This is a genomic window from Streptomyces sp. NPDC093065, assembly GCF_044754585.1.
Lineage (GTDB): Bacteria > Actinomycetota > Actinomycetes > Streptomycetales > Streptomycetaceae > Streptomyces.
Genome location: NZ_JBIVPJ010000001.1, coordinates 401,204 through 426,517 on the forward strand (window position 1 = coordinate 401,204; position 25,314 = coordinate 426,517).

Below are 25,314 nucleotides of genomic sequence, written 5' to 3' on the forward strand. Positions count from 1 at the left end.
AGCGGTACGACGGAAGCGGGGCGCGGCACCTGGGGGGTGCCGCGCCCCGCTCGCGGGGCCGGTGTGGGGCCCGGCCCCGCTCGGGGGAGGCCGGGCCCGCTCGGGGCCCGGCTGCCCGGGGCTCTACTTGTAGGCGGCGAGCGCCTTGGAGAACGCGTTCGGCTCCTGGTCGACGGAGCTGCACGTGGCGTCGGCCGAGGGCTTCGGGCCGCCGGGGCAGGCCTTGTCGCGGGTGGCGGACCACATGGACAGCGCGCCCAGGCCCTTGGACTTCGCGAACTCGACGAGCTGGGTGGCGTCCTCCACCTCGAACACCTCGGAGGCGACGTCGTTGACGCCGATCATCGGGGTGACGGCGACCGTCTTCCAGGCGTCCGCGTCGGACAGGCCGAGGACGCCCTTGATCTGGGCCTGGGTGGCGGTGGCGGCCTGGGTGGCGTAGGTGCCCATGTCGTCGCTGTACGCGGGGCCGTAGTCCATCGCCATGATGTTGACGGCGGCGATGTCCACGCCGTTCTTCTTCGCGTCGGCGAGGAGGTCGACGCCCGCCTGGGTCAGGCCCTCGGGCATCACCGGGAGGGTGAAGGAGACGTCCAGGCCGGGGTGCTGCTTCTGCAGCGCGGCGATCGCCTGGGCGCGGCGGGTGTTGGCGGCGGTGTCGGGCAGCGCGCCGCCCTCGACGTCGAAGTCGACCTTGGTGAGCTTGTAGGCGTCGACGACCTTGCCGTACGCCGCCGCCAGCGCGTCGGCCGACGTGCAGGTCGTGCCCAGTTCGGAGCCGGAGGCGCCGCCGAAGGAGACGCGGACGTCGCCGCCCTCGGCACGCAGGTCGCCTATCTGGTTCGCGACCGCGTCGCCGCCGAGGTCGGTGACGCCGCCCCACTTGGGGGTGCAGCCGCCGCCGTCGGTGACGAAGGCGAGGTTGTACTCCTTCACACCGGTCGCCGCGGAGTGCGCGAGCAGGTCGAAGGCCGGGTAGAGGGAGGTGTCGACGTACGGCGCGAAGCCGGCGCCCGCGTCGGTGCCGTTGCCGGGGGTGCCGGTCGGCGCCGGGGTAGTGGGGGTGCCGGTCGGCGTCGGCTCGGCGGTGTCGGTGGCCGTGGGGGTCGGCGTGGGCGTCGCGGCCGGGGGCTCGGTGGGGCGGCCGCTGGGCTCGGGGGTGGCGCCGTCGTCCGCCGAGCACGTGGCGTCGTCGACGAGGCAGCCGGTGGGGTCGGCGGTGCCGTCGACGACGAAGCCGACCGTGACGGACTCTCCGGCCTTCAGCCCGTCCGTGTCCCACTTGGGCGGGGTCACGGTGACGTGCTGCCCGTCGACCTTCGACTCGGCGTTCCACAGCGAGCCGAGCTTCGCGCCCGAGGGCAGGTCGAACTCCAGCGTCCAGTCCGCCTTCGCCTGTCCGCTGGTGTTGGTGACGACGTACTGGGCGGTGTAGCCCGTCGACCACTCGCTGGTCTTCGTGTACGCGGCGCCGACCGCGGCCGCCTGGGCGGTGCTGGTGAACAGCAGTGCCCCGCCGCCGGCCACGGCCGCCGCGACGACGGCGCCGATCGCCTTGTTCCTGCCACTGACCTTGCGTCGGTGCGTACGCATCACGTGCCTGCCTTCGCTGTTCACGGTGCCCCCGCGGGAGACCGGCGGGGGCGGGGTGGGGGTGAGGCAGCACGCTAGCGACCCAGAAACGGGCAAAGAGCCTGATCCGGACGGGGGTTGGCGATCTTAGGGTGGGCTTAAGGAAGAGATCGGGACCGATTAATGGTCGCGGCCGGTCGGGACCGCCGGTGTGGGCGCCGACGCCGGAGTGCGGCCCTGCCTGCGCCGTCGCACCGCTCCCCGGTGTCCGCGCCGCACCGGCGCCGTCCGCCCGTCCAGCTGGATCCAGATGCGCACCTCGGTGCCGCCCAGCACGGAGGACCCGATGCGTACGTCACCGCCGGTGGACTCCGCCATCCGGCGCACGATGTCCAGGCCGAGCCCGGTCGACCCGTCGGTGCCCGACCCCCGCCCGCGGGCCATCGCCGCCTCGGGGTCGGGTATGCCGGTGCCCGCGTCGGAGACGAGCACGATCACCGCGTCCTCGCCGTTGTGCAGGTCGACGGCGAATGCGGTGCCCTCGGCGGTGTGCCGGAAGACGTTGCCGAGCAGCGCGTCGAGGGAGGCGGCCAGGTCGGCGCGGGCCACGGGTATGCGCACCGGCCGGTCGGCGCCGGCCACCCGCCACTTGCGGCCCTCGTCCTCGGCGAGCGCCGACCAGAACCCCATCCGCTCCCGGACCACCTCGGCCGCGTCGCACCCGGCGCCGGGTCCGGCGGCGGCCGTCTGCGGCTTGGCGTCCCGCGCGGTGCGGATGATCGTGTCGACCTCGCGCTCCAGCTGCTCGACGGCTGCCCGGGTCTGCTCGGCGGCCGGGCCGTCGCCGAGCGAGGCCGCGTTGAGGCGCAGCACGGTCAGCGGGGTGCGCAGGCGGTGGGACAGGTCGGCGGCCAGCTCCCGTTCGTTGGCGAGGAGCTGGACGACCTGGTCGGCCATGGAGTTGAACGCGACGGCGGCGCGCCGCAGTTCGTCCGGCCCCTCCTCGGGAACCCGCGCGCCCAGCCTGCCCTCGCCCAGCTCGTGCGCCCCGTCGACCAGGCGCCGCGCGGGCTGCACCATCCGGACGCCCAGCCGGTCGGCGACGGCGACCGACCCGACGATCAGGGCGGCGCCGACCGCCGCGAGCACCGCCCAGGCCGTGCCGACGCCGTTGGTCACCGCGGACTCGGGGACGAACACCTCGACGACGGCGATCTCGCCGGAGCTGAGCGCGACCGGCTGGAGCAGGGTGGAGCCGCCGCCCACCTCGGTGGTGGAGGCCCGCCCCATCTCCCGTACGGCGGCGATGTCCTCGTCGGTGGCGCGCTGCCGTCCGATGTCGGTGGGGTCGCCTTCGCCGTCGGCGGGCGCCGGTATGTGCACGGCCATCCCGGTGTCCGAACCGGCGGAGGCCACGACGCGTTCCAGTTGTTCGCGGTCGGTGGTGATGGACAGGGCGGGGGCGACGGCGGCGGCCTCCCGTTCGGCGTTGGAGAAGGCGCGGTCCCGGGCCATCTCGCGGATGACGAGTCCGAGGGGCACGGCGAAGGCGACCACGACCATCGCGGTGACCGCCAGCGAGACCTTGACCAGGGCCCATCTCATCGCGGTGGCTCCAGCTTCACGCCGACACCGCGCAGGGTGTGCAGGTAGCGCGGCCGGGCCGCGGTCTCGCCCAGCTTGCGCCGCAGCCAGGACAGGTGGACGTCGATGGTCTGGTCGTCGCCGTAGGACTGCTGCCAGACCTCGGCGAGCAGCTCCTTGCGGGGTACGACGACCCCGGGCCGGCCGGCCAGGAAGGCGAGCAGGTCGAACTCGCGGCGGGTCAGGTCGAGGGCCGTGCCGTCCAGTTCGGCCTGGCGGCGCAGCGGGTCGACGGTGAGGCCGCCGACGCGCAGGACGGTCGGCGGCGCCGCCTCCGCGGGGCCGCCGCGGGCCCGGCGCAGTACGGCCGCCATCCGGGCCGACAGGTGCTCGACGGAGAACGGCTTGGTGAGGTAGTCGTCCGCGCCCGCGTTCAACAGCCGTACGACCTCCGCCTCGTCGTCCCGGGCGGTGGCGACGATCACCGGTACGTCGGTGATGCCGCGCAGCATCTTCAGCGCCTCGGAGCCGTCCAGGTCGGGCAACCCAAGGTCCAGGATCACCACGTCGAACCGGAAATGGGCGACCTCGCGCAGCGCCTCCAGTGCCGTACCGACGCTGCGCACGGTGTGCGAGGCGTCGGTGAGCTGCCGGATGAGCGCCGAGCGTACGAACTGGTCGTCCTCGACCACGAGCACACTTGCCATGGGCGGCACCGTACGCCATGCGGACCAACCCGGTCCGGGCCTGTGGACAACTCCTGTCGGGCCCGCGTCACACCCCGTTCGGGCGACACGGGTGGGGCGGGTGGGGCAGTATGGCCGCGATGCGCAGAGGACTCGTCCACGTGATCGCCTGGCTGCTCGCCACCGGCGCCGCGGTCACCCTGTCGTGGTGGGGCGTCCACACCGTGATGGCGGGCACGGCCTACGACGCCCCCCGCGCGCTGCCCATCACGGCCGCCGACGCGAGCGTGCGTGACGGGTCGGGCAGCGACGACGACGGCGAGTCCCTGGCCTCGTCCACCAGCCGCCCGTCGCCCTCGCACAGCGCGTCGCCGACGCCGAGCGGGACACCCCGCGAACCAGCCCCCGAACCGTCGCGCACCGCACCGTCCACGACGCCGCCCGCGGACCCGGCGAGCCCCGCGCCCGACACGTCCGGGGAAGTCCGGAGTTACGACACCGACGGCGGCCGCGCGGTCTTCGACCTCGGTACGTCGTCCGCGTCCCTGGTGTCGGCGACGCCGGGTGCGGGCTGGTCGATGCAGGTGTGGAAGACGGAGTCGTGGATCCGGGTGGAGTTCACCTCGGGCGCCGACCGGGTCTCGGTGTTCTGCACCTGGCACGACGGTCCGCCGCGGGTGGAGATCGGCAGCTACTGAACCGACGCGGCCGGCCGAAGGCCCGCTTGGGGCCGCGTGCCCGGTTGACGGCGTGGGCTCACTCGAAGACGGACTCCGGCGGCGCGGGCGAGTCCACCGCCGCCGCGTCCGTCACGGGCTGGGCGCCGCCCGTGAAGTCGCCGAGCGCGCGCCCGTGTTCCACGCGCGCGGTGTGCGGGTCGGAGGCGGCGCGGCGGGTGAGTTCGGCGACGGGCAGCGGACGGTCGGAGGCGACCAGGACCGCGTTGCCGAAGCGTTTGCCGCGCAGGACGGCCGGGTCGGCGACGAGGGCGAGTTCGGCGAACCGGGCGGCGGCGGTGGCGATCTGGCCGCGCAGGTGGGCCAGCGGCGGGCCGTCGGCGAGATTGGCGGCGTAGACCCCGCCGGGCGCGAGCGCGCGCCGCACCTCGTCGAGGAACTCGGTGGAGGTCAGGTGGGCCGGTGTGCGGGCCCCGCCGAAGACGTCCGCGACGACGAGGTCGGCCCAGCCGTCGGGCACCTTGGCCAGCCCGGCTCGGGCGTCGGCGGAACGCACCCGGATCCGCGCACCGGGGTCCAGGGGAAGCTCCCGGCGGACCAGTTGGACGAGGGCGGCGTCCCGCTCGACGACCTGCTGGGTGGAGCGGGGTCGGGTCGCGGCGACGTAGCGGGCGAGGGTGAGGGCACCGCCGCCGAGGTGCACGGCCCGGACCGGCTTGCCCTGCGGGGCGGCCAGGTCGATGACGTGACCGATACGGCGCTGGTACTCGAAGGACAGGTACGCCGGGTCGTCGAGGTCGACGTGCGACTGCGGGGCGCCGTCGATCAGCAGCGTCCAGGCCCGGGGCCGGTCCCGGTCGGGCACCAGCTCGGCGCGCCCTCCGTCGACGTCCTCGACGACGGATTCGGCGGCGGCACGCCCACGGCGGCTGTTCCTGGTCTTTCCCATCGGCCCATTATCGGACCGGGCGGGCGGGCCTTCCTCAGCGGCAGCTGTCCGCGGCCCTGATCAGCCGGGCCGCCTCGCCCAGCGCGGCCCGCAGGACGACGGGGTCGGTCGCCAGGTCCGCCTCGCCGGGCGGCAGCAGCCAGTCGGATCCCTCCACGGGCGGCTCGGGCTCCGGGACGATGCTCAGTCCCCGGCCGTCCGTCTCCGTACAGGTGCTGCCCGGCACGTCCCAGGCGGCGGCGGTGCCCGGCGGCACCAGGAAGCCCAGGGTGTCGCCGCCGTCGTCGTGGAGCACCGGGCCCACCTCCTCACCGGCTCCCCGCCTGATGATGTCGACCGCTTCCAGACCCTGTCGGGTCGGCACGGTGACGACGTCACAGGCGTCGCAGGGGGGAACGCTGATGCTGGTGTCCATCCCGGCCTCCACCACGGAACTCCTCCTCGGACGAGCGGATCGGGAGTCGGGGGCCTCCCGGTCCACCCGGTTCAACGCGGCGGACCGTCAACGGCTACGGCACGGGGCCGCCGCAAAGGATGGCACTTCATGGCAGATCGTGGATGAGATATCCGGTTTGTAGCCAAACAGCGCGTGGCGGCTCCGTCACAGCCGGTACGTTCTTGCTCGCCGGAAACAGGGACGCGCAGGGTCGCGTTCCGACCCGGCATGGTTCGACGGTTCGCACGAGAGGACCCGGCCATGGCGTCGTCAACGGTGACCTCCGCCCAGCCAGAACGGCCCCCGCGGCCGAACCTCGCCTTCAGGCGGTTGCGCGGCAAGCGCTCCCCGGCGGAGTTCGCGGCGGCGGTCCGCCGGGCCGCGCGCGAGATCGGCGAACGGGTCAGCTGCGACGCGCGCTACGTCGGCCGGGTCGAGGCGGGCGAGATCCGCTGCCCCAACTACGCCTACGAGCGGGTGTTCCTGCACATGTTCCCCGGCCGCACGCTCACCGACCTGGGGTTCGCGCCCCGCTCGTCGGTACGGGGACGCCAGGCGCGCGCCACAAGTGAGTCGCGGGGGGCGGGTGAGCCGTACGAGACGTATGACTCGCGAGACGTCCGGGACACGCAAGAACCGCAAGACCTGTACGAAAAGCACGACAACAACGAGGAGAGCGACGTGCTGCGTCGCGCATTCATGACGAGCGGTGCCACCGTGGCCGCCGCCTCGCTGACCCCCCTGGGACTCGCCCTGGACGCCGCGGCGGCCGGGCGCCCCACGCGCCGGGCCGGGACGGGCGAGGCCGGCGCCCTCGAAGAGGCAGTCCGCCGGATCCGGCTGCTGGACGACCGGCACGGCGCGGACGGTCTCTACCGGCGCGCGGCGGCCCCGCTGCGCACCGCGTACGCGCTCCTGGACGCCGGGGCGTCGCGGCAGGCGACCGCGGACCGGCTCTACACCGGCGCCGGCGAACTGGCGATCTCCGTGGGCTGGCTGGCGCACGACTCGGGGCGCTTCGACGACGCGCGCTCCCACTACGCCGAGGCGCTCGCCACCTCGCGGATGAACGGCGACGCGGGTCTGGAGGCGCACGCCTTCTGCAACATGGCGTTCCTGGCCCGTGACGCGGGCCGCCCGCGCGAGGCCGTGCGGGCCGCCCAGGCCGCGCAGCGCGCCGCCCGCCCGCTGGGCTCGGACCGGCTGATGTCCCTGCTCGCGCTGCGCGAGGCGGGCGGCTGGGCGGGGCTCGCCGACCGGGTCGGCTGCGAACAGGCGCTGGTCCGCGCGCAGACCTTCTTCGCGCGGGGCTCCTCGGACACCGACCCCGAGTGGATGAGCTTCTACGGCGAGGCCGAGCTGGAGGGGCTGGAGGCCCAGTGCTGGTCCACCCTGGGCGACTGGCCGCGGGCCGCCCGGCACGCGCGGCGGGCGGCGGACCTCCAGGACCCGCACTTCACCCGGAACCTCGCGCTGTACTCGGCGGAACTGGCGGACGACCTGGCCCGCGGCGGCCGCCCCGACGAGGCCGCCGGCGCGGGCATGCGCGTCCTGGACCTCCTGAACGAGGTCCAGTCCTCCCGCATCCACACCATGCTCGCGAGCACCGCCCGAGTCCTCCTCCCCCACCACAGATCGCCGGACGTCGCAGCCTTCCTCGACCGCCACGGCGCGCTGCCCCGCCCGGCGTAACCGCAGCCCCGGCCGCCCCAACTACGGGCAGTCGTGCCCCCACGGCGGCACGGGTGGACACACCGGCACCCCCGCAACGCCGGACCACGCACCCCCGCCCAGCCGCCCCCACTGCGGGCAGTCGTGCCGCCAGGGCGGCACGGGTGGGCGCAGCGGCACCCCGCAACGCCGGGCCACGCACCCCACCCCCGCCCAGCCCCAACGCCGGGCACCGCAACCAGCGCCGCCACAGACATGCACCGCACCGGCACGGACCTCGCACCCGCACCAACCGTCACCCGACCAGATGCCCCAAGTCGTTCCAGCTCTCCACCGCCGGCTCCCCGTACGCCCACCCCAGCACCGACAGCGACGTCGGATTCAGCCGTATCCGCGCCCCGAACGACACCGGCAACCCCAGCCACCGCGCCCCGATCGCCCGCAGAACGTGCCCGTGGGCGAAGACGAGCACGTCCCGCTCCGCCCCCCGCGCCCACGCCACCACCTCGTCCGCGCGCGCGGTGACATCCGCCACGCTCTCCCCCTCGGGCACCCCGTCCCGCCAGATCAGCCACCCGGGCCGCACGGCCTGGATCTCTTCCGGGGTCATGCCCTCGTACGCCCCGTAGTCCCACTCCATCAACGTGTCCCACGCGCGTGCGCGCTCGCCGAAGCCCGCCAGCTCGCAGGTCTCGCTCGCCCGCACCAGCGGACTGGTCCGCACCTCCACCCCGTCCAGTCCGTCCAGCGGCGCCCGGTGCAGCCGCTCGCCGAGCAGCTTCGCGCCGCGCCGGCCCTCCTCCAGCAGCGGCACGTCGGTCCTGCCGGTGTGTCTGCCGGACAGCGACCACTCCGTCTGTCCGTGCCGGGCCAGCAGAATGCGCGGTGCCATGAAGAGGCCTTTCCGGGAGAAATGTCTGGGGGGACCCCTCCATCATCCCGTACTGTCCGTCCGGGCAACCCGAGGGGCGGCGCCCGCGTCTATCCGGTCCGAGGGCGCTTCGCGGAGCGGGCCCGGCGAGGCCGTAGAGTGACTCGCCCGTGTCCGTCCGGGCGCACGAGTGAACGAGAAGTGAGAAGGGGGAGGGCGATCGGATTGCCGCACTCCGAGACACCGGGCACCGAGGCGGCCCCGCAAACTCGGCTGCGCTGGTGGACCGAGCTGCCGCTCATCGTCCTCGTGTACGCCTGCTACAGCGCCGGACGCCTGCTCGTGCGGGGCGACGTCTCCGACGCAGTCGACCACGGCCTGGCCCTCCTGGACATCGAGAAGGCGCTCTTCCTCAACGCGGAGCACCCCCTCAACCGCCTGTTCACCAGTGAGCCCTGGATCGGCGTCCCGGCGGACTTCTGGTACGCCTCGCTGCACTACCTGGTCACCCCGGCGGTCCTGGTGTGGCTCTTCCGCTCCCGCGCGGTGCGCTACCGGGCCGCCCGCACCTGGCTGATGACGTCCACGTTCATCGGCCTGATCGGCTTCACCCTCCTGCCCACCTGCCCGCCCCGGCTGCTGGACGCCGGTCACGGGTTCGTCGACACGATGGCCCAGTACAGCTCGTACGGCTGGTGGGGCGGCGCGGCGAGCGCGCCGCGCGGCATGGGCGGCATGACCAACCAGTACGCGGCGATGCCGAGCCTGCACGTGGGCTGGGCGCTGTGGTGCGGGGTGATGCTGTGGCGCCACGGCGGCACCCGCGTCACGAAGGTGGCCGCCGTCGTCTACCCCCTGGGCACCACGATCGTGGTGATGGGCACCGCCAACCACTACTTCCTCGACGCGGTCGCCGGCGCGGCCGTGATGGGCGCGGGGCTGTTGCTGACGCCGTTCGTGCTGCGGACCGCCGAGCGGGTGCGGACCCGGCTCCCGGACCGTTTCGCGCCGGCATCGACCGGCTCCGCCACCGCCGCCGCGACCACCCCCGCGGCCGTCGCCGCCCCTGCCGCGGACGGCGCGGGTTCCGCGAATGTCAGTGGTGGATGCCAGACTTCCGCGGGTGAGCGATTTCCACGGCAGCGCGAGCAGCGGTTCGGAGCGGGAGCCGAGCCGGACCCCGCCCCCTCGGACGCGGGGGACGAGACTCCGGCACCGGCTCGCTGAGCTGCGCGGTCCCGACGTACCGGCCAAGGCCCTCGACGCGCGCGCCCTGGCCGCCCTGGCCGCCAACCCGGGGTGCCGCCGGCGGGCGATCCTCGACGGCGCCGGGGTGGACAAGGGCTCGCTGGCGAGCGCGCTGGGCTCGCCGTCGGCCTTCGGTCAGTCGCAGTTCGCCCTCACCCGGGGCAACGCCTTCGAGGCCAAGGTCAAGGCGGACGGCGGCGCCGAGCTGCTGCGGCTCGTGCACGAGCGGCTGGACCGGGGTGCCGAGCCGCCCGCCGAAGCCCCGGCGCACGTGCCCGACCTGTCCGCGACCGGCCCCGAGGGGCGTGCGGCGCGGACGTCGCTGGCGCTGCGCGAGGCCACCGGCACGGCCGGCGCGTGGACGCTGCTCGACCACCCGATGCTCGCCCTCGAGGTCGCCGGTTCGCCCGCCTTCCTGGAGCCGGACGCCGTGGTGGTGCATCCGGACGGCAGCTGGACGGTCGTCGAGATCAAGTCCTTCCCCATGCTGGACGGCTCCGCCGACCCCGCGAAGGTCGGCGCCGCCGCGCGGCAGGCCGCGGTGTACGTGCTGGCCCTGGAGCGGGTCGCCGCCCGGCTCGACCCGGCCCCGCGCGTGCGCCACCGCGTCCTGCTGGTCTGCCCCAAGGACTTCTCCAACCTGCCCACCGCGTCCGCCGTCGACGTGCGCAAGCAGCGCGCCGTCACCGACCGCCAGCTGGCCCGGCTGACCCGTATCGAGGAGATCGCCGACGCGCTCCCGGAGGGCGTCTGCTTCTCCCCCGAGCAGTCGGCCGAGGAGCTCGCGGCGGCGGTCGAGGCGGTTCCGGCGACGTACGCGCCCGAGTGCCTGTCCGCGTGCGAGCTGGCCTTCCACTGCCGCGCCCGGTCCCGCGAGGCCGGTGCGGTGACCTGCCTGGGCCGCCCGGTCCGGGCCGAGCTGGGCGGTCTGTCGACGGTCGAGGACGTACTGGCGGCGGCCCGCGGGGAGGCCGGCGACCCGGACGACCCGGCGGTGGCCGCACTGCGCAGGGCGGCCGAGCTGCGTTCGGAGGCACTCGCGACGGCCGGCGGGGTGACCGGGTGTCGCTGATCACCACGCTCGCCCGGCTGGAGGCCGTGCACACCGGCCGCGCCCAGCCCGCCGCCACCGTCCGGCACCGGCACCTGTCCGACCGTCCGCTGGTCTTCGTACCGCTGACCACCGCAGGTGAGGCCGGTGCCCCGCTCGGCGCGCTGGTCGGCACCGACCGGGACGCGCCGCACCTGCTGGTCGTGCCGCAGCCCCGCGACCGCGACCTGCGCTTCGCGTTCCTGGCCGAGCTGGCGGACATCGTGCTGCCGCACGTCGAGGCGTACGCGGAGAGCGTCGAGGCCGCCGAGCGCACCGAGACCGACCCGGAGACGGGCAAGCGGGTCAAGGTCGAGGTGGACCTGTGCGTGGACGCCGCGCAGCTGGTCGTGCCGAGCCGCGCGGGCGTCGACTTCGTACGGCTGCTGGGCCGGTCCATGCGCTTTCGGCGCACGGCGGAGCAGGACCCGGAGACCCCGCACCCGGCGCCGCCGCGGGTGCCGCTGCTCGGCCGGTGGCTGACCCACTACGGCGAGCGGGCCCGCGTTCCCGGCGCCTCCCTCCTGCTCGCCGTGACCGACCTGCTGGGCCGGCACTGGGCGACCGGGCAGTCCACGCTGGAGGACCAGCATCTGGGGGCCCTGCTCGCGTGGATCGCGCCGCAGGACCCGCGGGACACGGGCCCGACCGGCGCGGAGGCCGCCCGCCGCGCCGAGCTGGCCCGCGACGCCGACGGCCAGCTGCTGTGCCCGCCCGCGGGCCCGGCGACCGACCCGGCCTTCGACAACAAGCTGCTGGCCCCCGCCATCGAGCGCTACGACCGCGCCCGCACCGCGCTGGCCGCCGCCGAGGACGGCCTGGAGGCCGACGAGCGGCTCGGCGCGCTCACCGCCGCCGAGCGGGAGATCCGCGCCCTCGTCGAGACCCGCACCCGGCCCACCTGGGACGCGGTGTGGCGGGGCCTGGACCTGCTGCGGGAGCTGCCCGAGGGGGCGCACGCCGAGGAGCGCTGGACCCGCGACCGCTGGTCGTTCACCTCCCACCGCGACCGCATCCTGGCCGGCGAGCCCCCGCAGCCGCGTCGCGACGACGCCGTGACGGCGGCGAACAAGCTGGCCACCCGCGAGCGCGAGCAGGCCCGGCTGGAGGCCCAGGAGGCGCTGGACGATCCGCTGGTGATGGCGGGGCGGCGGCTGTCCGGGGAGGCGTTCGCGGGCGAGGTCGTCGACGTGGTGATGGCGTACAGCGAGAGCAAGCGGCCCAGTCCGCGCCCGCTGGTCACGGTCCGCACGGACGACCGCCCGCACCTGGGTGAGCGGACGAAGGTCTACCGCTCGCTGGGCGGCAAACCCCAGACGGCCGAGTACGTCGGCCCGGCGTTCCCCGACGACCGGACGGGGACGGACGACGCGACCGGGACCGGGACCGACGACGGGACGCTGGTCCTGCGGATCATGGACAAGATGGGCCGCGGCAAGGAGCCCGAGGCCGGGTCGGTGCCGGAGAAGGGCGACCTGGTCTGCTTCACGCTCTTCGAGCACGAGCAGCGGGGCGGCGCGAAGCTCCCCGACCCGGAGCAGACGCCGTGGACGCACGGCGGCCCGCCCGGTGAGGCGGCCGCGGTGCCGGAGGCCGCCGACGCCCAGACCGAGGAGGACCTGCTGTGACCGCCGAGGCCCCCGCCGAGCCCGCCGCCCCGCCCTTCGACCCGGGCGCGGAGGCGGCCCGCGCCACCGCGGCCATCCTCGACGACACCCTGCACGGCACGGAGCGCGGTGTCGTCGTCGACTCCCCGCCCGGCGCCGGGAAGTCCACGCTCGTGGTGCGGGCCGCACTGGAGCTGGCCGAGGCGGGCCGCCCGCTGATGGTGGTGGCGCAGACCAACGCCCAGGTGGACGACCTGGTGCTGCGCCTGGCCGAGAAGAACCCGGACCTCCCGGTGGGCCGCCTGCACAGCAGCGACGCCGACCCGTACGACAAGGCGCTCGACGCCCTCGGACACGTCCGCAAGTCGGCCAAGGCCGCCGACCTCGCCGACCGGGCCGTCGTGCTGTCGACGGCGGCGAAGTGGGCGCACGTCAAGGTGGACGAGCCGTGGCGGCACGCGATCGTCGACGAGGCGTACCAGATGCGCTCGGACTCCCTGCTCGCGGTCGCCGGGCTCTTCGAGCGGGCGCTGTTCGTGGGCGATCCGGGGCAGCTGGACCCGTTCGCGACAGTGGGCAGCGAGCAGTGGGCGGGCCTGGCCTACGACCCGTCGTCCTCCGCCGTGACGACGCTGCTCGCCCACAACCCGGGTCTGCCCCAGCACCGCCTCCCGGTCTCCTGGCGGCTCCCGGCGTCGGCGGCCCGTCTGGTCTCCGACGCCTTCTACCCGTACACGCCGTTCCGCAGCGGCACGGACCACGGCGACCGGAGTCTGGCCTTCACCGTGCCGTCGGACGGCTCGGGCCCCGACCGCGTGATCGACGAGGCCGCCGTCTCGGGCTGGGGCCTGCTGGAGCTTCCGGCCCGGCACACCCCGCGCACCGACCCGGAGGCGGTGCGGGCGGTGGCGGCGGTGGTCCGGCGCCTCCTGGACCGCGAGGGCCGCGCGACGTCCGAGCGCTCCCCCGACCCCGCCCCCCTCACCTCCGCCCGCATCGCCGTCGGCACCGCGCACCGCGACCAGGCGGCGGCGGTCCGCTCGGCGCTGGCCGACCTGGGCGTGACCGAGGTGACCGTCGACACGGCCAACCGCCTCCAGGGCCGCGAGTACGACGTCACGGTCGTCCTGCACCCGCTCTCCGGGCGCCCCGACGCCACCGCCTTCCACCTGGAGACCGGCCGCCTGTGCGTCCTCGCCTCCCGGCACCGGCACGCGTGCATCGTGGTCTGCCGCGAGGGAGTGGACGGCCTGCTCGACGACTACCCGTCCACGGAACCGGTCCAGCTGGGCACCCTGGTGAAGTTCCCGGACGGCTGGGAGGCGAACCACGCGGTGCTGGCGCATCTCGCGGAACACCGGGTGGCCTGGCGGCCCTGACGGAAGAGGTACCGGTGGACCGGCGAACGCCCAGCACGACGCCCTCGACCGCCGGACCTGGACCGGCACGCCGCCGAAGGCGCCCAAGCAACACAGCCCGGACGGCTGGGAGGCGAACCACGCGCTGCCGGCGCACCTCGCGGAACACCGGGTGGCCTGGCGGCCCTGACGGTTTCGGGCGGAGTGTTCAGGGGGCCGGAGATACGTCACCGCGCGTGCCGTCGGGCCATTCCGGTCGCCAGCCGTTCCACCAGCCGCCGGGCCGCCTCCGGGGCGACGACCTCGATGTGCTCGCCGAACTGGAGCAACTGCCGTACGCCGTCGACCTGGTCGTACGCCACGGTGATCCCGACCCGCCCGTCGTCCCCCTGGTCGCCCACCGCCCTGAGCCGGGCACCCAGGATCCGGCGGGCGATGTCGAGGCTGGCCCCGTCGACGCGCGCCGTGACCATCACGTGCTCCCTGCGCTCCAACGCCTCGCCCAACTCCCGTGCCGTACCGGCGAGGTCGGCACCGGGACGCAGCCGACGCCCGCCGTCGAGCACGGCCCACCGCTGGAGCCGGGTGAGCGCGAACATCCGTGGCCGCCCGTCCCGGTCGGCCACGAGATACCAACGTCCGCCCCGCTGCACGAGCCCGTAGGGATCCACCACGAACTCCCGCGCCGACGCGGCCCCGCTCCTGCGGTAGACGATCCGCAACCGCCTCCCCGTACGCACGTCCCGCACCAGCCCCGCGACGTCGGGCAGCGGCACGGCCTCCTCGAACCAGGGCCGGTTGTCGATCGCGATCACGTCCGTCAGCGCGAGCGGCAGCTCGTCCCGGGCGGGCGGCGGCTGCCTGCGCGAGGTGAGCTTGCGCAGCGCCGACCGGGCGGCCGCCTCACCGCCGAGCTGACGGGCCCGCTCCAGGTCGAGCCCGACGGCCCGCAGCAGGTCCGCCTCACCGGTCGTCAGCTTCGACAGGTCGGCCTGGTCACCGGGCAGCAGGCTGATGCCGCCGTACTTGCCCCGCTCGGTGAAGACGGGAATCCCGGCGTCGACGAGCGCCCGCACATCGCGCAGGACGGTCCGCGTCGACACCCCCAGCTCTTCGGCCAGCGACTCGGCGGTGGTCCGGGGCCGCGCCTGCAGGGCCGCGAGAAGCTCGATCAACCGCTGCGGCCGACTCACCCGACGCCCCTCCCCCCTCAGAACACGACAACTTCTGTCATGTTCTCAGGCCAGGCTGGAACCAGCGGCCGAACGGACCGCCCGGAAGGAGCCGATACCCCATGCCCGCACCCAACCTCTTCCTCGTCTACGTCACCGACGTCGAGCGCGCGACCGCCTTCTACTCCGACCTGTTCGACATCAAACCGGTGGTGACGACACCGCGCTACGTCCCCTTCGAGGTCGCCCCCGGAGTCCTCTTCGCCCTGTGGAGCGGCCGCGCGGACGCGGTCACGCCCCAGACCCCGCGCACCTCGGAGGTCGGCCTGATGCTGCCCGGTTCGCCGGCGGCCATCGACGCGCTCCACGCGGAGTGGGTCGCCAAGGGCGTCACCGTGGTGGAGGAACCCCACGACGAGGTCTTCGGCCGTACCTTCGTGATCACGGACCCGGACGGCAACCTGATCCGGGTCTCGCCGGTCGACTGACCACCGCACACGGGAGCAGCGCTCCGGTCGAGGACCGCTTGACCTGGAGCGCGCTCCAGATTCGAGGATGAGCGGCATGGATGTCACACAGCACCAGATCGTCCTTGGAACCATGGACTTCGGCACCCGCGTCGCCCCCGAGCGGGCCTTCGCGATCCTCGACTCCTTCGTCGCCGGCGGTGGCGTCTGGCTCGACACCGCCAACTGCTACTCCTTCTGGACCGACCCCGGCGGCGTGGGCGGCGCCAGCGAGCGCGTCATCGGCGCCTGGCTCCAGTCCCGCCCCGGTGCGCGAGACACGGTGCGGATCGCGACGAAGGTCCGTCACAACCCGCTCGTCCCGCATTCCCCGGAGACCGCCGAAGGCCTCTCGGCGCGCGCCGTGCACGCCGGCATGGAAGGGAGCCTGCGCCGTCTCGGAGTCGATCACGTCGATCTGTTCTGGGCCCACGCGGAGGACCGCACCGTGCCGCTGGAGGAAACGGTGGACGCCTTCGGCGAGTTGGTCGCCAAGGGAACGGCGCTCCGGGTCGGAGCGGCGAACCACTCCGCCTGGCGCGTGGAGCGCGCCCGGTCGCTCGCACGGGAGCGGGGCGTGGAGCCGTGGACGTCGCTGCAACTGCGGCACTCACTGGCCCAGCCGCGTCCCCTCACCCCCGTCGCGGAGGCCGGCCACCGGATGCTCACCGCCGACGACCTGGACCTGGCACGGTCGCAGGGGCTCGCCGTGTGGTCGTACACCTCGCTGATGTGGGGATCCTACGTGCGCGCCGACAAACCGTTTCCGCCGACCTATGATCACCCGGGGACCACTCGGGTGCTCGCGGTCCTGGAGGACGTCGCCGGCGAACTGTCGGCGACGAGGAACCAGGTCGTCCTGGCCTGGCTGATGCACCAGGGGATCGATCCCATCGTCGGGGCGAGCGGGGTGGAGCAGATCGAGGAAGCCCTTGCCGCACGCCGCGTACGTCTCACCGAAGCGCACGTGGCGCGCTTCGCCGCGGCACGGTAGCAACGGTCACAGAAGGGGCTTCCATGACCACCCTCACTCCGGCGGCGACTGCCGACCGCACGGGCGTCTCCCTCGACACGCTGCGGTACTACGAGCGCGAAGGGCTCATCGGCCCGATCCGGCGCTCCGCCGGGGGCCACCGGGAGTACACCGAGGACGACGTCTTCTGGATCGGCCTGGTGACGTGCTTCCGCGAGGCCGGCCTCGGCATCGCGGACCTGCGGGAGTTCGTCGCCGTCCTGCGCGCCGAGCACACCGCGCAGGAGCGGGTGGCCTTCCTGCACGAGCGCCGTGCCGCCCTGGCCGAGCGGGTGGCGGCGCTGCGGAAGGCCATGGCGGTCCTCGACGAGAAGATCGCCTACTACGGCTGAGCGGTTCCCGGCGGTTGCTGCGGTGCCCGCCCGGCGGCCGTACTGTCGAATCCGAACGGCTACCGAGGAGGCCTTCCGATGCGCAGGGTGACCTATTCGATGAACACGTCCCTCGACGGCTTCATCGTCGACCCGGACGGCGCCATCGACTGGAGCGATCCGGACGAGGAGGTCTTCGGCCACTTCACCGACGAGCTGCGGCAGACCGGCGTCCACCTCCTGGGCCGGTGCCTGTACGAGACGATGCTGTACTGGGAGACCGCCGGCCAGGACGCGACGCTCGACGCCGCGGAGCTGGAGTGGGCCGAGCTGTGGAAGGCGGTGCCCAAGGTGGTGTTCTCCGGGACCCTGGAGACGGTGCGGGGCACCAACACACGCCTGGCCTCCGGCACCCTGGCGCAGGAGATCGAGCGCCTGCGGTCCGAGCCCGGCGAGGGCGACATCGCGATCGGCGGCGCGACCCTCGCCGCGGAGGTAGCCGCGTCCGGCCTGATCGACGAGTACCGGACCATGGTCCACCCGGTACTGGTCGGCGGCGGTACCTCCTACTTCCCTCAAGACGGACGCCGGGTGAAGCTCGACCTCGTGGAGTCCCACACCTTCGCGTCGGGCATCGTCCGCCTCCGCCACCGCGTGGTCCGCTGACCCGGACGTCAGGCCGTCCCTCACCGCATTCCCCGGCGTCCTCAAGGAACCCGACGGGGAATAACCGGAGACCCCCTCCTGTTACGTCGCGAAGCGACCCGCGTACGAACACGTCGAACACGTCGAGCACAGGAGGCACCCCGTCATGCCCGCAGACGCCGCAGGAGAGATCCGGGGCACCGCCCACGGCACCGCTCCCGTCCCGCTCTCCGTACTGGACCTGGTGACCGTCGGTGCCGGCCGGACCGCCACCGACGCGCTGCGGACCGGCGTGGACATCGTGCGGCTCGCGGAGGCGCGCGGCTTCCAGCGGTACTGGGTCGCCGAGCACCACTCGATGCCCGGCGTCGCCTCCTCCTCCCCCGCGGTGATCCTGGCCCACCTGGCGGCCCACACGGAGCGCATCCGGCTCGGGTCGGGCGGCGTCATGCTGCCCAACCACGCGCCGCTCGTCATCGCCGAGCAGTTCGGGACGCTGGAGGCGATGGCGCCGGGGCGCGTCGACCTCGGTCTCGGCCGCGCGCCCGGCACGGACGGGGCCACCGCCGCCGCCCTGCGCCGCACCGACCGGCTGAACGAGGGCGCCGACGACTTCCCGCAGCAGCTGACCGAGCTGATCCGGTTCCTGGACGACGACTTCCCGGACGGGCACCCCTACGCCCGTATCCACGCCGTGCCGGGGCCCGTGCAGGCCACCTCGCCCGGCGGGGTGCAGTCGGCGCACCGGCCGCCGGTGTGGCTGCTCGGCTCCTCCGGGTTCAGCGCGCGGCTGGCCGGCACCCTCGGGCTGCCCTTCGCCTTCGCGCACCACTTCTCGGCGCAGAACACGATCCCCGCGCTCGACCTGTACCGGGAGTCCTTCCGGCCGTCCGCGGTACTGGACGCCCCGTACGCCCTCATCGGCGTCGCCGCGCTCGCGACCGACGAGGAGAGGGAGGCGCGCAGGCAGGTGCGGGCGGCGGCGCTGAACATGGTCCGGCTGCGCACCGGGCGCCCGGGGCTGGTGCCGACGCCGGAGGAGGCCGAGGCGTACGACTTCAGCCCGATGGAGGAGGAGTTCGTGCGGTCCTGGAACTCCAACGTCGTCCACGGCACCGCCGACGAGGTCCGGGCCGGCCTGGACGACCTGCAGAAGCGGACCGGCGCCGACGAGATGATGCTCACCGCCAACGCCCACGGCGGCGACGTACGACTGCGTTCCTACGAACTGATCGCCGACGCCTACGGGTTGCCGACCCCGGCCTGAACCCCGGCGGGTCCGCCGGGCCCCCCGGAGCCCAGCAGCGCGGAGATGCGGTCCGGTGCCACCGGCCGGGAGTAGAGCCAGCCCTGTCCTGTGTCGCAGCCGATGCGGCGCAGGCGGGTCGCCTGGTCGGAGGTCTCCACGCACTCGGCGGTGACGGTCAGGCCGAGGCGGTGGGCGAGCTGGACCATGGCCTCGACGATCACCTCGTCGGCCGGGTTGGCGCCCCCGGCCCCGTCGGCCGCCGAGACGGCGGCGCCCTCGGACACGGCGTCGTACTGGAAACCGCGTACGAACGCGCCGTCCAGTTTCAGCACCGAGACCGGCAGCCGGCTGAGGTAGGCCAGGTTCGAGTAGCCGGTGCCGAAGTCGTCGATGGCGATGTGGACGCCCATGTCGCTGAGCGCCTTGAGGACCTGGAGCGGGCGCCCGGCCGAGCCCATCACCGCCGACTCCGTCAGCTCCAGCTGGAGCAGGTGCGGGGCGAGGCCCGTCTCCTCCAGGGCGTGGGCGACGTCCGCCACCAGGTCGGAGTCCCAGACCTGGCGGACCGCCACGTTGACGCTGACGAAGATCGGCGGCTCGTCCGGGTGGGCCAGCTGCCAGCGGCGGGCCTGGTGGCAGGCGGTGCGCAGGATCCAGCGACCGAGGGGAACGATCGATCCATCCTCCTCCGCCAGTGCGATGAACCGATTCGGCGCCAGTACGCCGAACTGGGGATGATTCCAGCGGACGAGTGCCTCGACGCCCCGGACCCGGCCGTCCTCCATGCCGACCAGCGGCTGGTACTCCAACGCGAACTCGCCGCGTTCGATGGCGGGCCGGAGGGTGGCGGCCAGCGCCTGGCGGGTCATGCGGCTGGCGTTGCGCTCGGGGTCGAAGAGGGTCCAGCGGGCCCGGCCGTCGGCCTTGGCCCAGTACAGGGTGGTGTCCGCGGCCTGCATCAGGGCGGTGGGAGTGGTGCCGGCGGTGTGGCGTTCGACGACGCCGACCGAGGCGGTGACCGACAGGCACCGGTCGGAGAGCTCGAACGGCGGCTGGAGGGCCGCCAGGACCGCTCCGGCCAGGTCGGCGAGCTGCTCGGTGCCGGTGGAGTCCTCCACCAGGAGGGCGAACTCGTCGCCGCCGAGCCGGGCCACCAGCGGTGCGCCGGACCGGGCGTGGGCGGCCTCCTCCGCGCACTTGGTCAGCCGTTCGGCCACGGCGGCGAGGAGCCGGTCGCCGACGCGGTGGCCGTGGGTGTCGTTGACGGCTTTGAAACCGTCCAGGTCCAGGTAGCAGACGCCGATCCGGCCCGTGCGGCCGTGCTCGTGGGACTCCGCCTCCAGCGCGGCCGTCAGGCGCTCGAAGAACAGGGCGCGGTTGGGCAGCCGGGTCACCGGATCGTGCATCTGGAGGTGGCGCAGCCGCGCCTGGAGTTCGCGCCGGGCGCTGACGTCGGCCACGGAGAGCAGCAGCCCCTCGCAGTCGCCGTCCCCGGAGCCGGCCAGCGGTTCGACCGTCACCTGCGCCCACAGGGAGTGCCCGTCGGCCCGCTTGAGCCGTCTGGTGCAGCGCAGCCGGGACCGGTGGCCGCGCAGCACCTCGCGGTAGGCGTGCCAGGTGCCGGCGTCGGAGGCGAGGTCGACGAGGTCCGCCGCCACGCCGCCGGCCAGCGCGGCCGGGTCGGTGCCGAGGAGGGCGCCCAGGGAGTCGTTGGCGCTGACGACCAGCCCCTCGGCGTCGACGACGGCCATGGCGAGCGGGGCCGTGGTGAACACCGACCGGTAGGCCGGTGGCCCCGCACGCCCGGCACGAGGAGCCAGATCTTCGTCACGTTCTGTGATGACCGACGGGCCGAGGTCTGCCGCGGGCGCCGGCCCTTCGGAGGTTCCGTTCACCGCTCGCTCCCGCAGTGCCTCGATCTCTGTTCGTGCTCTGTTCGTGCAGGAAAGTGTGCCGATCATAGAGGCTGACACCGGGCCCTTCCAGCCGCCGTTCCGCGCTCCGGACCGAGCGACCCCTCTGGCAGATCGTTTCTGCCCACACCTGGACGGGTCCGTCACCCCTCCGACCAGTTGTGACGTTCCGTGAGTGTCTTCGGAATGTCGGCCAGGAGAACTCCGGCGAAAAACCGACCGGCTCACCCTTCCGGTGCAGGCGAACAGGTCGTAATACGACAATCATGCACAAGCTGGGTGCGGTGTCCCGTCGACCGCGCCCGGAGGTTCATGTGCCGCGCCAGCTTCCCCTGAGGCGACTTCCCCGGGAGGCGGGCACGGGGCGGGCGGCGCGGAGCAGGCTGCGCAGCACGGCGGCGGTGTGCACCACGATGTCGGCGCTCGCCGCGACCTCCCTGATCACCGCTCCCTCGGTCGCCGAGCCCTTCTCCCCGGAGCCCTGCGCGCTCCAGCGCACCGACGTGCACCACTCGGAGGGCCTGGACACCTGGAACGCCACCTATCCCCGGCCGGCCCGCACCCTGGACGCGGTGATGGTGTTCCTGTCCTTCCCCGACTCCCAGCCGCTGACGGCACCGGCCGAACTGGCCGCCGACCACTTCCCGGCCACCGGCGACTTCTTCCGGCGCGCCTCCTACGGTGCCTTCACGCTCCGCCCACATCCGCTGCGGGACTGGATCCGGATGCCGAGCCCGTCGACGTCGTACGCCATACGGCGCGACTGGAGCCCCGAGCACCGGGCCGCCTACCTGCGCGACGCGCTGGCCGCGGCCGACCGGCACGTCGACTTCTCCCGGTACGACGTCGTCTACTTCGTCGCGGACCCGGACGCGCCCGGCGTGGACTCCGACGCCACGAAGGTCGTCAACCTGGACACCCCGATGCGGGCCGACGGCACCGACATCCGCCGGGTCGTCACGGTCTTCGAGAACCATCCGCCGGACCGGCTGGTCCTGGCCCACGAGACGGGGCACGTCTTCGACCTGCCCGACCTGTACCACCGTCCAATCGACGGCAAGGGCGACTGGGACACGCACGTCGGCGACTGGGACCTGATGGGCAGCCAGTTCGGACTCGCCCCGGACCTGTTCGGCTGGCACAAGTGGAAGCTGGGCTGGCTGCAGCCCCGGCAGGTGGTCTGCGTACGGGGCAGCGGGCCGACCCGGCTGACGATGGAGCCGCTGGGGGCGGGCCCGGGCGTGGTGGTGCCCGGTGCCGCCGGCGCGCCGGCCTTCGGCCTCGGGCAGGGCACGAAGCTGGCGGTGGTGCGCACGGGGGCGGGCAGCGCGCTCGCCTTCGAGGTGCGCACGCCGGTCGGCAACGACGCCTCCGCCTGCCGGGCGGGGGTGCTGGTGTACCGGGTGCGCAGCGGGGCGCAGTCGGGGGGCGGGCCGATCGACGTGGTCGACGCCCACCCGCACACCGACGCCTGCTGGGCCGACTCGGTCTACCCCCCGCTCGCCGACGCCCCGGTGGCCCTCGGCGAGAGCTTCACGGTCCCGGGCGACGGCGTGAAGGTGAAGGTCGAGGGCCGCACGGAGTCGGGCGCCTGGACCGTTCAGATCACCCCCGGGTGACCCACACACCCCGGACCACACGGACATCGGGACGCCCCCTCACCCCCCGGCCCACTGGGGGGGGGCAACCCCTCATCCCCGGCCCACCGAGTGGGGGGGTGTGGGTGGCGAAGCCCCCACAACGCGCGGCGAAGCCGCGCAAAAACAACGATGGCGAGAAGGTCCACGCTTTCCGTGGACACACCTCGCCATCGCCATCGTGCGCCGCCAGGGACTCGAACCCCGGACCCGCTGATTAAGAGTCAGCTGCTCTAACCAACTGAGCTAGCGGCGCCTGCTGACGTCGTAGACCTTAGCATCCTGGTCGGCGGGAGGAAAAATCGAAATCCGCACCGCCGCGCGGGCCGCCCGCACGGCCGCCCACAGCAGGATCTCCGGGCCGGGCAGCCAGGGCCGGCGGGTGTCCGGGGCCACCAGCCAGCGGGACCCGGAGCCCGGCGGCGAACCCGCGGGGGCCGGGACGGTCACCGTGTCCCCGACGCCGTGGCACAGCAGCGGCGGCACCTCGCCCGTACGGCCGCCCTCCCGGCCGCGGACACCCCACTCCTCCCAGCCGAGGAGCGAGGGCAGGCGCTGGGCGGTGCCCGACGCGGCGAACAGCAGCATCCGGCCGCGGAACTCCGCCACCGGGCCCGAACCCGGGCCGTCCTCCCACAGCCGGTCGAGCATCCGGCGGCCGAAGATCGCGGGAGCGCTCACCACGTCGAAGGCGGAGCCGCAGGGCAGGACGACCGGGGTCCCGGGCCGCTCCTCCCAGAGCGCGAGCGTGGCGCGCGGGTACGCGCCCGCCGACGCCAGCCAGGCGGCGCCGTCCGAGGTGACGTCCGAAACGTGGGGCGTGGCGTTGCGTGTGCTGCTCATAGCGCAAATATCTACCGGGCGTGAGGGACTCGCTCCGCCGGGTTACGGGAAACGGGGACACGACGCCGGGGAGGGGAGTATCTTGCCCAGCCCCCTGTCATATGCGCCCCGGTTACTCGGCCGGTTCGCCGCGCATCAGGTCGCGGCCGAACTCCACCATCCTCTTGGCGTAGTCCTCGGTCCACTCGGCCCGTTCGGCGATGTCTGCGGTCGTCAGGCGGTCGAACCGCCGCGGATCGGCCAGCTGCGCCGCCGCGATCGCCTGGAACTCCATCGCCCGGTCCGCCGCCGCGCGGAACGCGTGGGTCAGCTCGGTGGCCCGCTCCAGCAGGGCCCGGGGGTCGTCGATCGACTCGAGGTCGAAGAAGTGCTCGGGATCGGCGGCCGACTCCGCCGGCTCGAAGAGCAGGGGCGCGGGGCGTAGCCGCGGTTCGTGCCGACGCGGCGTGGGCTCCGCCATGTCTTCTCCTCCTCGTACGTCACGACGGCCCTCCCCCGGCGCGGGGGCACTCCGGTGGAGTGGGCCACCGTCCATTGTCCCGCGTCCGCGCAAGAGGGCGGGGTGTGCCCGGCACCGCGATCCGGACACACCCCGCCGCTGCGGCCCTGTCAGCCGGCGTACGTCTCGAACTCGGCGACCTTCGGGGTACCCGAGGCGCCGGTGATCTCGAAGGTGATCTTCTCCAGCGAGACCGGGGAGAAGGCGATCACGCCCGCGCCGCTGCCGGAGGCCAGGACGGCACCGGTGTCGTGGTTGACGACGCGGTACGCGCCGATGGTGCCGCCGGAGCCCGCCGCCTCCCGGATGTTGATCTTGGCGACGGTCTTGGCGGAGGACCACTTGACGGAGACGGAGCCGGTCGTACCGGCCGGGGACCAGTAGGTGCTCAGGTCACCGTCGCGGACGTTGCCGTAGCTGGTGCCGCTCGCCTTGGACGAGCCGTCGGCGCCGGCCCCGATGCTGAGGTTGGTCCCGCTCGGCGGGTCGGTCGGGTCCGGGTCGGTCGGGTCCGTCGGGTCTGGGTCCGTGGGGTCGGTCGGGTCCGGGCTCTGCGGCGTGCAGCTGCCGTTCGACACCTTCAGGCCCTTGTTCGCCCCCGCCGTGGCGCTCACGACGGACGGGACGCAGGAGGCGTCGTCGAGGCTGTAGGAGTACGGGATGGACACCGTGGTGTTGGACTGCGGGTCCGGGCCGGCCGGGTTGTTGTCGCCGCCGGGCTCGGACCAGGTCACGTTGTCGAAGATGTTGCCGCTGACCTGCCAGGAACCGGCCTCGTCGGTGTAGAAGGTGCCGAGGACGTCCTTGGAGTCCTCGAAGTAGTTGTTGTCGACCTTGGCCTTGGCGCCCGCCCGGGAGTTGATCCCGGACTTGTTCAGGCTCACGTAGTGGTTGTTGTACATGTGGGCGGTGCCGCCGCGCAGCAGGGGCGCGCGGGAGTCGATGTTCTCGTACAGGTTGTGGTGGAAGGTGACGTAGCCGTTGGAGCGGTCGCTCTCGCTGGAGCCGATCAGCCCGCCGCGCCCGGAGTTGCGCAGGACGCTGTAGGACAGGGTGACGTACTGGGTGTTGGCCTTCATGTCGAAGAGGCCGTCGTAGCCCTCCGACTCCCCGCCCGAGGCCTCCAGGGTGGAGTGGTCGACCCAGACGTTGCGGACGTCGCTCTCCATTCCGATGGCGTCGCCGCCGTTGGAGGTGGGCGAGCCGGACTTCTTGACGTTCCGGACGGTCACGTTCTGGATGACGATGTTGCTGGACTCCCGGATGTGGATGCCCAGCTGGTCGAAGACGGCGCCGCTGCCCACGCCGACGATCGTGACGTTGCTGATCTGCTTCAGTTCGATCTTGTCGGCGGCGGTGTTGCAGCTGTCGCCCGACACCTTGCTGGTGTTGCCGTGGTTGATGGTGCCCTCGACCTCGATGGTGATCGGGGTGCTGCTGCTGGCCCGGCCGCACAGGGCCTGGTGGATCGCGGTGCCGGTGGTGGCGCGTACGGTCTGCCCGCCCGCGCCGCCGGTCGTTCCGCCGTTCTGGGTCGCGTAGCCGGTGGCGCCGCCGGCCGCTGCCGCCGCCTCGGGCATCGTCAGCACCACACCGGCCGCGGCCGCGAGGGCCAGCGTGCCCAGTGCCGCTTGGAGTCGCAGCGCGACTGGTCGTCTCATCCTCGGTCTCCCCATTCGCCTTCACATGCCGGAACGGAAGCCATGTCATGATCACGTCAATCATCATGGCGGGAAAGCGCTTTCTCGCCGTGAGAA

At 73.6% G+C, this 25,314-nt stretch carries 23 protein-coding genes and 1 tRNA gene; 12 read left to right on the forward strand and 12 right to left on the reverse strand.

Features of this window, described 5'->3' with window-relative positions; all coding sequences use genetic code 11:
• Positions 1 to 123: 123 nt before the first annotated feature.
• From ACIQFU_RS01670 to ACIQFU_RS01680, 3 genes are all read right to left on the reverse strand, one after another.
• Positions 124 to 1,593 (reverse strand): cellulose binding domain-containing protein, encoded by a 1,470-nt coding sequence (locus ACIQFU_RS01670; RefSeq protein WP_402548190.1) that lies wholly within the window; start codon positions 1,591 to 1,593, stop codon positions 124 to 126.
• Between the two features lie 159 nt (positions 1,594 to 1,752).
• A complete protein-coding gene (locus ACIQFU_RS01675) occupies positions 1,753 to 3,177 on the reverse strand; it encodes a sensor histidine kinase (protein WP_402548191.1) in 1,425 nt (474 codons plus the stop codon).
• Positions 3,174 to 3,863 carry a response regulator transcription factor gene (locus ACIQFU_RS01680; RefSeq protein WP_402548192.1) on the reverse strand — a complete coding sequence of 230 codons (690 nt, stop codon included), beginning with the start codon at positions 3,861 to 3,863 and terminating at the stop codon, positions 3,174 to 3,176. The genes ACIQFU_RS01675 and ACIQFU_RS01680 overlap by 4 nt, the downstream gene beginning before the upstream one ends.
• 119 nt (positions 3,864 to 3,982) lie before the next feature.
• Between ACIQFU_RS01680 and ACIQFU_RS01685 the strand changes: the two genes are divergently transcribed.
• Complete coding sequence (locus ACIQFU_RS01685; protein ID WP_402548194.1) at positions 3,983 to 4,540, forward strand: hypothetical protein; 558 nt, start codon at positions 3,983 to 3,985, stop codon at positions 4,538 to 4,540.
• A 58-nt stretch (positions 4,541 to 4,598) separates the two neighbouring features.
• Here the strand turns inward: ACIQFU_RS01685 and ACIQFU_RS01690 are convergent, their stop codons facing one another.
• Entirely contained in the window at positions 4,599 to 5,468 is an 870-nt protein-coding gene (locus ACIQFU_RS01690) for a spermidine synthase (RefSeq protein ID WP_402548196.1), read from the reverse strand.
• A gap of 34 nt (positions 5,469 to 5,502) precedes the next feature.
• Entirely contained in the window at positions 5,503 to 5,883 is a 381-nt protein-coding gene (locus ACIQFU_RS01695; protein ID WP_402548197.1) for a hypothetical protein, read from the reverse strand.
• Positions 5,884 to 6,165: 282 nt separating this feature from the next.
• Here ACIQFU_RS01695 and ACIQFU_RS01700 point away from each other — a divergent pair, with 282 nt between their 5' ends.
• On the forward strand, positions 6,166 to 7,596 hold the full coding sequence (locus tag ACIQFU_RS01700; protein ID WP_402548198.1) for a hypothetical protein: 1,431 nt from the start codon (positions 6,166 to 6,168) through the stop codon (positions 7,594 to 7,596).
• 274 nt (positions 7,597 to 7,870) lie between these two features.
• On the opposite strand, the gene ACIQFU_RS01705 is transcribed toward ACIQFU_RS01700, so the two are convergent.
• Positions 7,871 to 8,467: a histidine phosphatase family protein gene (locus ACIQFU_RS01705; RefSeq protein ID WP_402548200.1), complete on the reverse strand. Its 597-nt coding sequence runs from the start codon at positions 8,465 to 8,467 to the stop codon at positions 7,871 to 7,873.
• A 204-nt stretch (positions 8,468 to 8,671) separates the two neighbouring features.
• Between ACIQFU_RS01705 and ACIQFU_RS01710 the strand changes: the two genes are divergently transcribed.
• From ACIQFU_RS01710 to ACIQFU_RS01725, 4 genes are read left to right on the forward strand one after another with little or no spacing between them, the layout of a single operon-like run.
• Positions 8,672 to 9,673, forward strand: a complete 1,002-nt coding sequence (locus ACIQFU_RS01710) for a phosphatase PAP2 family protein (RefSeq protein ID WP_402548202.1) — start codon at positions 8,672 to 8,674, stop codon at positions 9,671 to 9,673.
• On the forward strand, positions 9,570 to 10,766 hold the full coding sequence (locus ACIQFU_RS01715) for a hypothetical protein (protein ID WP_402548204.1): 1,197 nt from the start codon (positions 9,570 to 9,572) through the stop codon (positions 10,764 to 10,766). The genes ACIQFU_RS01710 and ACIQFU_RS01715 overlap by 104 nt, the downstream gene beginning before the upstream one ends.
• The gene (locus tag ACIQFU_RS01720; RefSeq protein WP_402548206.1) at positions 10,757 to 12,412 is read left to right on the forward strand and encodes a hypothetical protein; all 1,656 of its coding nucleotides are present in this window, start codon (positions 10,757 to 10,759) and stop codon (positions 12,410 to 12,412) included. The genes ACIQFU_RS01715 and ACIQFU_RS01720 overlap by 10 nt, the downstream gene beginning before the upstream one ends.
• Positions 12,409 to 13,770: an AAA domain-containing protein gene (locus ACIQFU_RS01725; protein ID WP_402548208.1), complete on the forward strand. Its 1,362-nt coding sequence runs from the start codon at positions 12,409 to 12,411 to the stop codon at positions 13,768 to 13,770. Before ACIQFU_RS01720 ends, ACIQFU_RS01725 begins: the two co-directional genes overlap by 4 nt.
• Before the next feature lie 206 nt (positions 13,771 to 13,976).
• On the opposite strand, the gene ACIQFU_RS01730 is transcribed toward ACIQFU_RS01725, so the two are convergent.
• The gene (locus ACIQFU_RS01730) at positions 13,977 to 14,942 is read right to left on the reverse strand and encodes a helix-turn-helix transcriptional regulator (RefSeq protein ID WP_402548209.1); all 966 of its coding nucleotides are present in this window, start codon (positions 14,940 to 14,942) and stop codon (positions 13,977 to 13,979) included.
• A gap of 101 nt (positions 14,943 to 15,043) precedes the next feature.
• Here ACIQFU_RS01730 and ACIQFU_RS01735 point away from each other — a divergent pair, with 101 nt between their 5' ends.
• The 5 genes from ACIQFU_RS01735 to ACIQFU_RS01755 all read left to right on the forward strand — a co-directional run bounded on the left by ACIQFU_RS01735 (position 15,044) and on the right by ACIQFU_RS01755 (position 18,683).
• Positions 15,044 to 15,409 (forward strand): VOC family protein, encoded by a 366-nt coding sequence (locus ACIQFU_RS01735; RefSeq protein ID WP_402548211.1) that lies wholly within the window; start codon positions 15,044 to 15,046, stop codon positions 15,407 to 15,409.
• 76 nt (positions 15,410 to 15,485) lie between these two features.
• Positions 15,486 to 16,421 carry an aldo/keto reductase gene (locus ACIQFU_RS01740; protein WP_402548213.1) on the forward strand — a complete coding sequence of 312 codons (936 nt, stop codon included), beginning with the start codon at positions 15,486 to 15,488 and terminating at the stop codon, positions 16,419 to 16,421.
• A 23-nt stretch (positions 16,422 to 16,444) separates the two neighbouring features.
• On the forward strand, positions 16,445 to 16,792 hold the full coding sequence (locus tag ACIQFU_RS01745; protein WP_402548214.1) for a MerR family transcriptional regulator: 348 nt from the start codon (positions 16,445 to 16,447) through the stop codon (positions 16,790 to 16,792).
• Positions 16,793 to 16,870: 78 nt separating this feature from the next.
• On the forward strand, positions 16,871 to 17,437 hold the full coding sequence (locus tag ACIQFU_RS01750) for a dihydrofolate reductase family protein (RefSeq protein ID WP_402548215.1): 567 nt from the start codon (positions 16,871 to 16,873) through the stop codon (positions 17,435 to 17,437).
• A 145-nt stretch (positions 17,438 to 17,582) separates the two neighbouring features.
• Positions 17,583 to 18,683, forward strand: coding sequence for an LLM class flavin-dependent oxidoreductase (locus ACIQFU_RS01755; RefSeq protein ID WP_402548217.1), 1,101 nt, complete (start codon positions 17,583 to 17,585; stop codon positions 18,681 to 18,683).
• Here the strand turns inward: ACIQFU_RS01755 and ACIQFU_RS01760 are convergent.
• Positions 18,659 to 20,560, reverse strand: coding sequence for a putative bifunctional diguanylate cyclase/phosphodiesterase (locus tag ACIQFU_RS01760; RefSeq protein ID WP_402548218.1), 1,902 nt, complete (start codon positions 20,558 to 20,560; stop codon positions 18,659 to 18,661). The two genes, ACIQFU_RS01755 and ACIQFU_RS01760, sit on opposite strands and share 25 nt — an antisense overlap.
• A gap of 284 nt (positions 20,561 to 20,844) precedes the next feature.
• Between ACIQFU_RS01760 and ACIQFU_RS01765 the strand changes: the two genes are divergently transcribed.
• Entirely contained in the window at positions 20,845 to 22,197 is a 1,353-nt protein-coding gene (locus ACIQFU_RS01765; RefSeq protein WP_402548220.1) for a M6 family metalloprotease domain-containing protein, read from the forward strand.
• Positions 22,198 to 22,397: 200 nt separating this feature from the next.
• Here the strand turns inward: ACIQFU_RS01765 and ACIQFU_RS01770 are convergent.
• The 4 genes from ACIQFU_RS01770 to ACIQFU_RS01785 all read right to left on the reverse strand — a co-directional run bounded on the left by ACIQFU_RS01770 (position 22,398) and on the right by ACIQFU_RS01785 (position 25,218).
• Positions 22,398 to 22,471, reverse strand: a tRNA-Lys gene (locus tag ACIQFU_RS01770).
• On the reverse strand, positions 22,462 to 23,058 hold the full coding sequence (locus ACIQFU_RS01775) for a hypothetical protein (RefSeq protein ID WP_402548221.1): 597 nt from the start codon (positions 23,056 to 23,058) through the stop codon (positions 22,462 to 22,464). Before ACIQFU_RS01775 ends, ACIQFU_RS01770 begins: the two co-directional genes overlap by 10 nt.
• Positions 23,059 to 23,170: 112 nt before the next feature.
• A complete protein-coding gene (locus ACIQFU_RS01780; protein WP_402548223.1) occupies positions 23,171 to 23,518 on the reverse strand; it encodes a hypothetical protein in 348 nt (115 codons plus the stop codon).
• A 149-nt stretch (positions 23,519 to 23,667) separates the two neighbouring features.
• A complete protein-coding gene (locus ACIQFU_RS01785; protein ID WP_402548225.1) occupies positions 23,668 to 25,218 on the reverse strand; it encodes a polysaccharide lyase family 1 protein in 1,551 nt (516 codons plus the stop codon).
• Between the last annotated feature and the right edge of the window lie 96 nt (positions 25,219 to 25,314).